Annotated in this window: 8 protein-coding genes and 1 pseudogene; 3 read left to right on the top strand and 6 right to left on the bottom strand. The window is 47.7% G+C overall.

Going from position 1 to position 12773, the window contains the following annotated elements; all coding sequences use genetic code 11:
- Positions 1–166 precede the first annotated feature (166 nt).
- Entirely contained in the window at positions 167–1123 is a 957-nt protein-coding gene (locus tag HGT73_RS04645; protein WP_241607147.1) for a LysR family transcriptional regulator, read from the bottom strand.
- Positions 1124–1273: 150 nt separating this feature from the next.
- Between HGT73_RS04645 and HGT73_RS04640 the strand changes: the two genes are divergently transcribed.
- Together HGT73_RS04640 and HGT73_RS04635 are read left to right on the top strand one after the other, a co-directional pair.
- A complete protein-coding gene (locus tag HGT73_RS04640) occupies positions 1274–2554 on the top strand; it encodes an MFS transporter (protein WP_214212477.1) in 1281 nt (426 codons plus the stop codon).
- A complete protein-coding gene (locus tag HGT73_RS04635) occupies positions 2544–3713 on the top strand; it encodes a M20 aminoacylase family protein (protein ID WP_214212476.1) in 1170 nt (389 codons plus the stop codon). The genes HGT73_RS04640 and HGT73_RS04635 overlap by 11 nt, the downstream gene beginning before the upstream one ends.
- 39 nt (positions 3714–3752) lie before the next feature.
- Here HGT73_RS04635 and HGT73_RS04630 read toward each other — a convergent pair whose 3' ends face one another.
- Positions 3753–4988 carry a mechanosensitive ion channel family protein gene (locus HGT73_RS04630; protein ID WP_214212475.1) on the bottom strand — a complete coding sequence of 412 codons (1236 nt, stop codon included), beginning with the start codon at positions 4986–4988 and terminating at the stop codon, positions 3753–3755.
- A 431-nt stretch (positions 4989–5419) separates the two neighbouring features.
- On the opposite strand from HGT73_RS04630, the gene HGT73_RS04625 reads away from it, so the two are divergent.
- Positions 5420–6142 carry a 5'-nucleotidase, lipoprotein e(P4) family gene (locus tag HGT73_RS04625; protein WP_214212518.1) on the top strand — a complete coding sequence of 241 codons (723 nt, stop codon included), beginning with the start codon at positions 5420–5422 and terminating at the stop codon, positions 6140–6142.
- A gap of 96 nt (positions 6143–6238) precedes the next feature.
- Here HGT73_RS04625 and HGT73_RS04620 read toward each other — a convergent pair.
- The 4 genes and pseudogenes from HGT73_RS04620 to uca all read right to left on the bottom strand — a co-directional run.
- A pseudogene (locus tag HGT73_RS04620) lies at positions 6239–6574 on the bottom strand (DeoR/GlpR family DNA-binding transcription regulator); the annotation flags it as partial.
- 143 nt (positions 6575–6717) lie between these two features.
- A complete protein-coding gene (locus tag HGT73_RS04615) occupies positions 6718–8325 on the bottom strand; it encodes a purine-cytosine permease family protein (protein ID WP_214212474.1) in 1608 nt (535 codons plus the stop codon).
- 118 nt (positions 8326–8443) lie between these two features.
- Positions 8444–9151, bottom strand: a complete 708-nt coding sequence (locus tag HGT73_RS04610) for a GntR family transcriptional regulator (protein WP_214212473.1) — start codon at positions 9149–9151, stop codon at positions 8444–8446.
- Positions 9135–12773 (bottom strand): urea carboxylase, encoded by a 3639-nt coding sequence (uca, locus tag HGT73_RS04605; protein WP_214212472.1) that lies wholly within the window; start codon positions 12771–12773, stop codon positions 9135–9137. The genes HGT73_RS04610 and uca overlap by 17 nt, the downstream gene beginning before the upstream one ends.

The following is a 12773-nucleotide window of genomic DNA, read 5'->3' as shown; positions in this document are numbered from 1 at the left end:
TTTATTAATTATTAATCACGCGTGCTTCATTCAGCAAGATGAGTGATAAGTATAAGACGTCTCACTCAATGAGGTGAAAAATTTTCTTATCACAACACACGTAGTGATAGGCAGAATCTTCTCATTAAGCAGACAAGGCCGAGATGAAAAGCCTTGAGTTTTCCCGTTAAGGGCTTCGAGTATCTGAAATTAAGGGGTGATGAGCTAAAAATTTTTCTGCATCATCTTGTTGCAACCAAAGTTGTGTTTGCTGGCGTAACAACTCAATAAATTGATTAGCGACACTGCTATTTCGCCCCATACTGGCAGAGACAATACCGACTTGAGTGATAGGAAGCGTTTCTTTAAGATTTAGTTTTTTTAGTGTTTGGCTTTTTTCCAGTAGGGGTAAGCCCGCGGTAGACCACATACTCAACATGGTGGAGTGCTCCAAAAGATATTGCATCACTTCCGGTGATGGACAGTGCAGGACTTTTTGAGGTAACGATAAATTATAGCGAGCGCAAAGCTGGGCGAGGAGTGAGTCTTGATGTGGTTCGTCCCAATCGATCCAAGGATAGGATAGCAAATGTTTGAGTGACGTCGTATGGCGTATGGGATGATTGTTGCTGGCTATAATAAAGTTACCTAGGGAATAAAGTAGCTCACACTCCAAGCCATCTTCGACCACATGATTGCAAAGAGTGATTACCGCAATATCGAGTTCTTTTTGTAGTAACTGGCGTTGTAAATAACGTGGGCGATGTTGTTGCGTAATAATTTTTACTTCAGGATATTGTTGCTGAAAAAGAAGTAAACTTTTCGCTAAGGGTCCATAACTCGCCGCGGCAGTAAAGCCAATACGTAATTGCCGCATGGCACTCCCCAATAAGTCATCAATATCCTCCCTCGCTTGGAGTAGAGCTAGATCAATGTTTTTCGCATGCCGCACTAAAACCTGCCCATATTCATTCAATTCAATCCCTCGCGAATGACGGACTAAAATCGGCATACCAATTTCTGCCTCAAGCTCGGCGATAGTTTGGCTAATGGCCGGTTGCGTCAATCCTAGAGATTTGGCCGCCTTACCAAAACTCCCTTGTACGGCAACCTCTAGCAATACCTTTAATTGCGTTAATTTCATTTTCACGACGAGCTGGCTCCTCTTTTTTAGTGCACTATTGCACAGATTTAGCTCAGTCTTAATAACTAAAGCCATAAAAAATAATTATGATTGAAGTCATTTTTGATTATGGCAGAGTGAAGTTCCTTCTCCTCAAAACGGAATTTGTTTATGACTGACAAATTACATCGAAAATCGTTATTGGCGGTGACATTAGGCAATGGTTTAGAGATCTATGACTTTGCCGTGTATAGTTTTTTTTCCGTTATTATTGGGCACCTCTTTTTTCCAGTAGGAAATGCTACCCTCTCGCTGTTACTCTCAGTGGCAACCTTTGGGATTGGGTTTTTAGTCCGTCCCCTCGGTAGCATTGTCTTAGGACAATATGCTGATCGTCATGGTCGTAAACCGGCACTACAACTTATTTTATTACTGATGGGACTGGGCGGTTTATTTGTCGCAGCAGCACCCACATGGCAACAAGTCGGGATTTGGGGGCCGGTGATACTCATTATCGGGCGGCTGATTCAGGGGTTCTCTGCCGGGGGGGAGATTGGGACTGCGACGAGCTGGTTACTCGAAGCAGGAGAAGGGCAGTCTCGTGGTCAGCGGGTAAGCTGGCAGATGGTCAGTCAAGGCGCCGCCGCCTTAGCCGGGGCGATTATCGGTTTTGTGCTAACACACTCGCTTTCGATGCAAGCACTGTATAGTTGGGGATGGCGCGTCCCTTTTATTATCGGGCTCCTCATTATTCCCCTTGGGCTGATTATCCGAAAAACGCTCCCTGAAACACAACTCACTAATGCTTCAGAAGTGCAAGCAACTTCATCCTTAGGATTGTTACTTAAACAGCATCGACGTCGATTATTTCTCGGTATTTTGCTGGTGATGAAAAGCACGACCAGTTTCTATATTATCGTTTATTATCTGCCAGCCTATATGGTCAATACGTTAGCCTATTCACCCGGTGATTCCTATTGGCTCAGTATTGGTGCGGCAGTGATTACCTTACTTGCGCCACTATTTTTAGGTCGACTTATCGATCGCGTCGCTCATTTGCGTGGCTTAATGCTCAGTAGTTTATGCGTATCAACTTTACTCACATTTCCGATCTTCTTAGCGATCATGCATCACCTTCCACTGTCGATCACCCTTAGCATTGTGGTCGTGGATCAGGTCATGGCAAACTTATACGCGATTGCGTTCTTTGTGCTGGTATTAGAATCCTTTCCTTCTGTCCTGCGTGCCTCGGCGTTATCGATTATTTATGCTTTTGGCGTCACCCTTTTTGGCGGGTTCGCACAGTTTAACGTCACCTTTTTGTTGAATATTTCGCACAACCCCCTCGCTCCGGCAGCCTATTTATTATTTTGCGGTCTGATCTCACTCGCTGCGACCTATTTCTGGAAATCCACACCATTACCACAAGGGGAGAATATTTATGTTAATTAAGGAAATTCTCGACCATGAAGCGGAAATGATAGCCCTGCGTCATGATTTTCATGCTCACCCTGAATTAGGATTTGAAGAGCATCGCACCAGCTCGATCATTGCCAAATTACTGACCGAATGGGGATATCAAGTAGATCGTGGATTGGGGCAAACCGGTGTAGTGGCGACGCTCACTCAAGGGGATGGGCGTAAACGGCTCGGCATTCGTGCGGATATGGATGCATTACCGATGCAAGAGCTGACGGATTTACCTTACGCTAGCCAATATCCGGGGAAAATGCATGCCTGTGGTCACGATGGCCATTGTGCAATACTGCTTTCCGCCGCAAAGTATTTGGCGCAGACACGTCGATTTTCCGGCACATTACATCTGATTTTTCAACCTTCAGAAGAGTCGATTGGCGGCGCGCGGGTCATGATTGAGGAGGGACTCTTTCAGCGTTTTCCCTGTGATGCGGTATTTGGTCTGCATAACTTTCCTCTGTACCCTGCTGGGCAGTTCTTTACAAAACCAGGCCCTTTGATGGCTTCCTCCGATAGCTTTACGGTAACTTTATACGGCAAAGGGGGGCATGGTTCTGCGCCGGAACATTGTCTCGATCCGCTACCTTGTGCTGCCACCATCGTTCTTGCCCTACAAACTATCGTAAGCCGAAATGTTGACCCACAAATCCCCGCGGTGGTGACTGTGGGGAGTCTTCAAGCGGGTACAACGCATAATATTATTCCTGACAGCGTAGTGATGAAAATTAATACTCGCTCGTTTTGTCCTGCTACTCGTCAAAAAATTGAGGAAAGTATCCGTCATATCGTGGCGACACAAGCAGAAAGTTACCATCTCACGGCGAAAATAGAGAAAATCTTCGGTTATCCGGCGACAATTAATCATCCGACTGAAACGGCGTTCGCGTTACAGATTGCAAGACAAACGGTCGGGGACGAACATGTCGGTGATCCAGAGGGGTTAACACCGTTAATGGGCAGCGAAGATTTTGCTTTTATGCTACAGGAAGTTCCTGGTTGTTACCTGTTACTGGGTACTGGGAATGACGACCGGGAAAACTTCTCGGTTCATCATCCTCGTTACCAGTTTAACGACCAGTGTCTTTCGATAGGAGCCAGTTATTGGGCAAACCTTGTTGAAGCCTATTTAGTCTAAGAGCCTACAGCGACCTGCGTCTTTTTGGTCGCTGTGCTTTTACGCCTTCTCGTCGCTGAGTGCGGGAGTGGCGTCAATGGAAGGATGACCGGTAATATCACGACCAGAAGGGCGTTGAAAAATACCTAACTGAAAAAAACCTGCGGTGGCATACATAAATTCAAAGATCTGAGATTGTGTCTCTTCGTATTCGTTCCAAAATACGTTGGAGGTAAAACAGTAAATTTCAATAGGAAGTCCTTCGGCAGTAGGACTCAACTGCCTGACCACAACATACATATCATTACAGATATCTTCGCGCTGACGTAAATAGCTCAAAATATAGCCGCGATAAAGCCCTAAATTGGTGATGCCATGATTCACAGAAAGTGCCAAATTTTGGCGAATGTAATCAGCAATTTTACCCTCAATGAGTGAGGGGTGATTATCGAGTCTTTCTGCTAGCGCAAGCGTAGCAAACCCAATACTGGATTGGTCAATAAAAAAGCTACGCTTAATGCGCCTACCTCCCGAGGCAAACATTGGCTGCCAATTCGTATAGGTCTCGGTAATAAAATTCTTAGTAGGAACTTGTGACAACGTGTTATCCCAATTACGAACCGTAATGGTATGTAACGCAATATCGGTAACTTCACCGCTAATATTGGCGACGGGCATTTCAATCCAATCCCCTAGCTGAATAACATGTGATGACGAAACTTGAATGTTCGCAACCAACGAGATCAGTGTGTGCTGGAACACTAGCATCAATACCGCTGCAATAGCTCCTAAACTGGAAATGATGATGCCCGGTGATTTATTGGAAAGGGTGGCGATCACTAAAATCGTGGCAATCGAGGAAACCACTATTTTGCCGATTTGTACATAACCCTTGATCGAACCCGCTTTAGACCCATGTTTCCGAAAATAAACGTCTTTGGTCGTATCCAGCAACTCATTGATCAGCATGGTAATATTGACAATAAATAATACACCGCAAAGAGTTCTAATTCCTTCAACCAAACCACTTGATAAATCAGGGATCAGTTGTGAAAGAAAGTAAACGGTGATCACTGGAATAACATTAGCCAGCCGCCGGGTAATACGTAAATCTTTCTTCTGCGTATCACGCTGAGCATGAGTATGCAGAATAAAACGTCGAACAATACCGAGTAAAAAAAACTTACAGATAACCGAGGATATAAATCCAGCCAATAACATCGATACGATGGCCAGCAACGAGTAGGTCACAGGGTTATTAAGTACCCAATGCCACAGAGAAATAAGGTCTTGCATAACAGCACTCAACGATGAACAAACGACCGGCGATCATCAATTTTTTTTAAACTTATTTCTAGTCTAAAAATGGGTTAACTTCTTTTCAGGGCGAAAACTGTGGGAAATTTGAGAAAAAGAGGGGGGTAGACAGTTAATTTAAATGAGAAGGGCACCACAATATTTCTCTTCTTGGCCTATCCACCAAATAGTCAGCGAATGATTGGTGCCAGATTCAATAATCAATAGTTCACTATCCTTAAGTATTACTATCCGTTAAGGTTACTCAGTGGTGAGGCAGTTGCCCATCCTGACTCTAGTGCTAATCATCACTTAACTGAACTATCACGGTCATTGTCATGAGTTTGTCATGATCAATTATTATGATTTTCCCCTTCTAACAATAAGGAAAACTAACGGTGAAGTTACGTTCGACACTCTTCTTACTTTTGATGCCAGCTCTCAGCCTCACGACTTATGCCGCTGAACCGACAAGTTGTACGCCAAAATCTTATGAGATGGCGCTGAAATATCAGCAACAATCGGCGGAGATCATGGCATTACAGTTACAAACCTACCGTCTTGCCACTGAACGTTTAGCACAAAAAATTGCCAAAGCCTCCCCGGCGTCTAAGCCGGCGGTAGTGCTTGATCTTGATGAAACTGTGCTGGATAACTCAGCCTTGTTAGTCCGTGATATGCAGCAATGCCATGACTTTACGACTTGGGACACTTGGGGAGAATGGGAAAAGAAAGGTCAGCCTAAGCTAATCCCGGGCGCGAAAGCCTTTCTCGACTTCGCCAATCAGCATCGGGTTAGTCTCTACTATGTGTCTGATCGCAGCCAGGATAATAAATCCTACACACTCTCTACCCTTAAAGCGTTAGGATTACCCCAAGTGAGCGAAGAGAGTGTGTTGCTTGATACTGGGAGTAAAGTGCAACGCCGTGAGTCAATCGAGAAGCATCATCAGATCATTATGTTGCTAGGGGATAGTCTCGCCGATTTCGCCGGAATATTTAAAAATCATAAACCGTCGACGGAACAACGGCAATTAGTACAAGCGCAGCAGAAACATTTTGGCGATGATTGGTTTATCCTACCGAATGCCTCTTATGGATCATGGTCAAGCGCATCCCTCGATAGCGGTAATTTAGGTAAGATTGCACGCTAACGACGCATCATTGAGTCGATCTGGCCACTGCGCAAGCGATACAAACTCTCTTGTCGCATGTGGCTAGATGTCTTATGCCCCAATGTAGGACATCTGCTAACAAGTGATGACCTTAGTAAACTTTGCGAGCGCCTCAAGGCCATCTTTATCAGCAATAGTATTGGTAATGAGCGCGGTGATTTCTGACCAATCACAAATCTTAAACAGGCTACTGCGTTGAAACTTCGTGTAGCCACCCAAGACATATTTCTTCTCGGAGTGTGCAATGATCGCCCGGTCAAGAAAGGCATCCGACGATGAAGGCGTGGAAGGCCCACTCATATTATGAAAACCATCGGTACCGATAAAACAGAGATCAACATTAATATCATTGATCATCGAAACGGCCCAGCCGCCAAATACGGATGCACTTTTTTTCCAGAGTTCGCAGCCTAATCCACTGTGAATATTCGAGTATGCCTCCGACTAGATAGGGCTCCGTAGATAATCACCCATTTGGTAACGATAGTGTTCAGCCTGCCAGTAAGGGGAGGAGGTATCTTGATAGCGGTCATCCTTGACCGAAAGCACCGACATTAATGCAGTGTTTTACATAAAGAGCAGATAATACCGTTGTGCGCGGCAGAAAACATAACATCAGGACGTTCATACTGCTGTTGACAAGCTACGCAATGGTAAACCGTACCGATCGGGGCATCATGCTGATCGTAACGAGGTTCTGTGATCCCATCCTCTTTAGCTTTTAGATAATATCTTCCCCCTGTGACGACGCCCATTATTGGGGTTAATACCGCAGCAACCACCAAGGCAATTAAGGGTGAATAAGGCATTAAGAAGTGGCCGAGCAATCCGAAAAATGCCGCAATCGACAAACCGGCTGCGGCTAAGAATGCCACCATTCCCACCGGATTAAACGCGTAGAGCATATCCTTACGGTATTCAGGATGTTTTGGTGAGAGTTTTAACAGATATTTATTCACTGCAATATCAATGGCTACGACGGTGACCCAAGCGATGGCGAAGTTGGAGTAAAACCCTAGGATATTGCCAAGCACAGAAAACATATCGCCTTCCATCAACGCCAGAGCAATCGCTAAATTCACCAGAACAAATACAATTCTGCCTGGATAATGGCGGCGTAGCCGGGTATAGGCGCTGGTCCATGATAGCGAACCGGAATACGCATTGGTCACATTGATCTTTATTTGTGAAATAACCACCAATACCACAGCGAGTGCTAAGGCCAGCCAGCCAGGTAGCATTTGGTGAAACGCAGCGCTAAATTGTTGCACGGGTTCTGTGCTATTAATGCCCGGTGTTAACGTCAGCAAATAAAAGCCAAGGAATGCACCAATTGCTTGTTTCAATGCCCCTAAAATCACCCAACCTGGACCGGCTGCGATCACCGCTGACCACCAAGCGCGATTATTGTCTGCCGTTTTGGCAGGCATAAAACGCAGGTAATCAATCTGCTCACCAATTTGCATAATCAGTGAGAGACAAATACCTGCACCAAGCATCACCGACGCAATATCGACCCCTTCTTTACCTTGTTGGCCAGTGAAACTGAAAAAATGCTCAGTGATTGAAGGCTGCTGCCAGACCAAATAGACGACGGGGCCTATCATCAAGACTAGCCACAGAGGGGTGGTCCAAATTTGTAACTGACTAAGCGCTTTCATGCCGTAAATCACCAGTGGGATCACCATTAATGTTGACACTAGGTAGCCGAGCCATAAGGGAATATGTAAGCCTAGCTGTAGCCCTTGCGCCATAATGGAGCCTTCGAGCGCGAAGAAAATAAAGGTAAAACTGGCGAAGATAATACTGGTGATCACCGAACCATAATATCCAAAACCGGCACCTCGGGTAATCAAGTCCAGATCGATATTATAACGGGCGGCATAATAGGCAAGCGGAATACCGGTAAGAAAAATAATGATTGCTGCGAAAAGAATAGCCAGTAATGCGTTAGTCGTCCCATAGGCAAAGCTGATGCTGGCCCCGATTGAGAAGTCAGCTAAGTAGGCGATACCCCCTAATGCGGTTATAGCGACGGTGGCTGCGCCCCATCGGCGAAAACTATAGGGAGCATAGCGTAGGGTATAGTCTTCTAACGTCTCATTGACCGACGATGAAGCCTGATTGGCGGGGGTAGTACCGGGTAAAGTGTGATCGCTCATAGTCAACGCCATCCTGTTAGTCATTAATAATACTGCAATTTTTACCCATTACGCTGGATCGCGACGAGAACCGATTCAAGCGTAACGGGTTGCTAAAGGGTGCTGAGTGTTTCGCTGTTCAGTCAGTAGTGGGTACCTGTGCTGTGCGGCGAGCTTGTTGCAAACGGTGTAAGGTAATATTTCTGACGGCGGCTTTACTCTCCGTAATATGGTCAGTTAGCAGGCTGAGTGCCTGCTCCGACTGTTGATGAAAAATTGCGTGAAGAATCGCGCGATGTTGTTGGTAGGTCGCAGTGATTCGATCATCGCGGGTAAAATCTAAACGCCGAATAATGCTGATTTTTTCAGTTAACTCCCGGTGGAGTAAGGTAAATTGTTTATTCTCTGTGGCCGCGACAAGTGCGTGATGAAAGGCTTCATCTTGCAACGCTACTTGTTGCCCCGTGCTAAGCACGGGAGCCTCTATCCAAAAGGCTTTTTCTGCAGCTAAGGCGTGAGAGCTACGCGAGGGGGATAGCGCGCAGAGTCGCTTGACGGCTTCACACTCCAGCAAGATCCGTAAATCGTAAAGCTCCTCGAAATAATCAAAATCGAAGGCTTTGACTTGCCAACCACTGCGAAAAATAACCTCGGCGTAGCCTTCTCGCGCCAAGCGAAATAACGCTTGGCGTACTGGTGTGCGACTGACGTTTAGGCGTTCAGCAAGTTCATTTTCACTAAATCGATCGCCGGGCAGCAGACGAAAGTCGAAAATATCTTGTTTTACCGCGTAATAGACTTTATCGGCCAAGGCCTCGCGTCGCTGTGTGTTAGACGGATGGCTCATGGTTTTCGCCCTCCAGCCACAATAATTTATCACCGGGATTAACCTGACGGCCCGGTTGTGCGGCAATGCGACTGACTTTCCCTGCTTGTGTTGCAGTGATTGTCAGTTCCATCTTCATGGCTTCAACAATGACCAGGGTTTGTCCAATCTCAACAGTGTCGCCCTCCTTGACTAAGACCTTCCAAATATTGCCGCTCATCTCTGCACAAATCGCGTTATCACTTGAGTGCATCTCGTCAGTCTCTGCCGTGACGGTAGGTATGAATGGGGCATCTACCTGTTCTTCCCATCGTGCGACTTCTTGGTCAAAGGCCGCCTGTTGCCGTTGACGAAATGCACTGATCGATGCATCGTTATCAGCCAAGAATTGCCGGTACTCACCAAAATCAAAGGTTGTCTGTTCAATGTTGACCGTCGCGCGCCCCTCGCGAAAATCATCGCGTAACTGGTGTAATGCCTCTTCGGAAACAGGATAAAAACGGACTTGATCAAAAAAATGCAGGAGCCAAGGCTGCTGGTCGGCGAATTGCGGGTTCTTGAGAAATTTATTCCAAATGGGGAGTGTGCGGCCGACTAACTGGTAGCCGCCGGGAGAGTCCATGCCATAGATGCACATGTACATACCGCCAATACCCACCGTTCCCTCGGCGGTAAAAGTCCGTGCCGGGTTATATTTAGAGCTCAATAGTCGATGGCGCGGATCTATCGGTACAGCACAAGGTGCACCGAGGTAAACATCCCCGAGGCCAAGGATCAGGTAGCTGGCGGAAAATAGCGTATCACGAACCGCTTCGCGATCACTCAGTCCATTGATACGTTGAATAAAATCGACATTATTTGGTAACCAAGGCGCTTGTGCGCAAACAGTTTCTTGGTAACGTTCGACGGCACCCAGGGTGGCGCTATCTTCAAAAGCCATTGGTAACCAAACGATGCGTGATGGAACGCTCAAGTTACTGACATCGCCCAGCTCTTCCTCTATATCGAGTAATTGCGAGATAAGGTCGGATTGATTAAGTCGTAAGCTGTCATAGCGGATTTGCAGTGATCGAACCCCCGGTGAAAGCTCCTCGATGCCATCAATGGCACGGCTATTCAGGCTGTTCATCAGCAGATGGACACGTAAACGCAAGGCAATATCGAGCACGTTATCGCCATATTCGATCAATATATAATGGTCGCCGGCTTGACGGTAATCGACCTTTGGGGTGGTCGCGGTCGCAGGGCGTAATGCCAATAGCGTAGCAGAGCCCTGTTCGTCAGCCGTCAATGTGGCAGGAGGGAAGGTTGCCGCGCTTGTTGCTCGCAGTTCATCGATGGCCGTAGATTGTGCGTGTTCACGGGCGACGGCTTCTTGTTGGCTGATCGGATAAAAGCGAATGCTATCGCCCGGTTTGAGTTGCCCCACCTTCCAGAGTTCGGCTTTCGCGATGGTCACAGGACAAACAAATCCACCTAAACTTGGGCCGTCATGGGTGAGGATCACGGGGAAATCGCCCGTAAAATTAATTGCCCCAATGGCGTATTCACAATCGTGGACATTGGAGGGGTGTAATCCAGCCTCGCCGCCATTCGGTCGGCTCCACGTTGGGGTAGGCCCAATCAGTCGGATACCTAAGCGGTTCGAGTTGTAGTGCACTTGCCATGCGCTGGCAAAGAATGCCTCAATACTCTCTTCGGTAAAAAAGTCGGGTGCGCCATGTGGTCCGTACAAGACACCAATCGCCCATTCTGTACCGTAGTGGGGGATCATTGCGGGATCCAGTGCGGTAGGTGGACTGATGGGCGCCGGTGTCGTGCACGCACTGAGCATCGGCTGTGAGAGTGGTAACATATCGGCGACGCGTAACGTGCGTCCCGCGTGGCCGCCAAATTGCCCAAGCACAAAGGTTGAACGACTGCCCAGATAGTGAGGAACATCGATGCCATTACGCACGGCAAGATAGGTCCGACAGCCGCTTTGCGCCCGCCCTAGCGTTAGAGTTTGTCCCGCTTTAACATTGATGGGCTGCCAGTAATCAACAGGGTCGTTATCGAGTCGTGCCGGGCAATTCGCGCCAGTGAGTGCGATGACTACATCGCGGTGAAAGCGCAGCGTCGGGCCTTGTAACGTAAACTCTAGCCCTGCAGCATCGGGATGATTTCCTACAATTCGATTGGCGAGGCGAAAGGCATAATCATCCATCGGCCCTGAAGGGGGAACGCCAATGTGCCAGTAACCAAGTCGTCCTGGATAATCTTGAACACTGCTGTAGGTGCCCGGTTGCAGGACTTCGATAACATTTGCATGAAAAGTAAAACTATCGAGAAAACCTGTCCATACTTGCCCCTCACGGAACACGTCCGTGGCGATGACTTGGCGTAAATAATCGAGGTTGGTGGTAATTCCCTGTAGCTGGGTCGCGGCGAGGGCACACTGTAATTTTTCCAGCGCCGCGTGACGGGTATCGGCCTGGACAATAAGTTTAGCGATCATTGGATCATAGAAGGCAGAGACTTCACTGCCTTGCTCAATGCCACTTTCAATCCGTACCCCCTCAGGGAATACCACCTCGGTTAGTACACCCGGGCTGGGTTGAAAGTTTTTTAACGGGTCTTCGGCATAGAGTCGTACCTCAATAGCGGCGCCTTGTGGCGGACGGCTTAGCCGCTGCCAATCCAATGTATCCCCTGCGGCAACTTTTGCCATACACTCCACTAAATCAACCCCGGTAACGGCTTCCGTGACGGGGTGTTCAACCTGTAGGCGCGTATTGACTTCTAAAAAATAAAAGGCATCTTGCTGGGCATCATAAATATACTCAACCGTACCTGCGCTGCGGTAGTTGACAAGCTCGCCTAAGCGCACGGCAGAAGCGAGCAGCGCCTCACGCGTGCGGGTCGGAAGATGAGGAGCGGGTGTCTCTTCTACCACCTTTTGATTTCGGCGTTGCAATGAGCAATCGCGCTCGCCCAAGGCAATGACTTTTCCTTGGCCATCCCCAAATATCTGTACTTCAACATGGCGCGCATGGGCAATGTAGCGTTCTAAAAACACGCCAGCATCACTAAAAAACTGTTCGCCAAGACGACGTACACTTTCCCAAGCCTCGCTCAGTGCCTTAGCATCATTACATAAAGTTAAGCCGATACCGCCACCGCCTGCGGTACTTTTTAGCATGACCGGATAACCAATTTCTGCCGCCGCGGCGAGGGCATGTTCGAGCGAGTCAAGGAGGGGGGTTCCCGGTGTCATGGGAACTCCTGCTTGGGCAGCGAGTTCGCGGGCACGATGTTTCAGGCCAAACTCTCCGATCTGCTGTGCGGTGGGGCCGATGAAAACAATGCCATGTTCTTCACAGGCGGCGGCGAAAGGTAAACTTTCCGACAGAAAGCCATAACCGGGCCAGATCGCTTGGGCACCACTGCGCTTAGCCGCATCGATAATTTTATCGATGCGTAAATAACTGTCACTGGCTTTATCGCCGCCAAGCGGGAGAGCGACATCGGCTAACTTGACATGCCGAGCATTACGATCGGCATCTGAATAGACGGCAACACTGGTAACGCCCAGACGCTTAAATGTCTGAATCGCTCGACAGGCTATTTCGCCTCGATTCGCAATCAGTACGGTAGAAAACAT

Source organism: Rosenbergiella australiborealis, assembly GCF_018494035.1.
Lineage (GTDB): Bacteria > Pseudomonadota > Gammaproteobacteria > Enterobacterales > Enterobacteriaceae > Rosenbergiella > Rosenbergiella australiborealis.
Note: the sequence above shows the minus strand (reverse complement) of the source record. Positions and strands in the feature narration are given on the sequence as shown.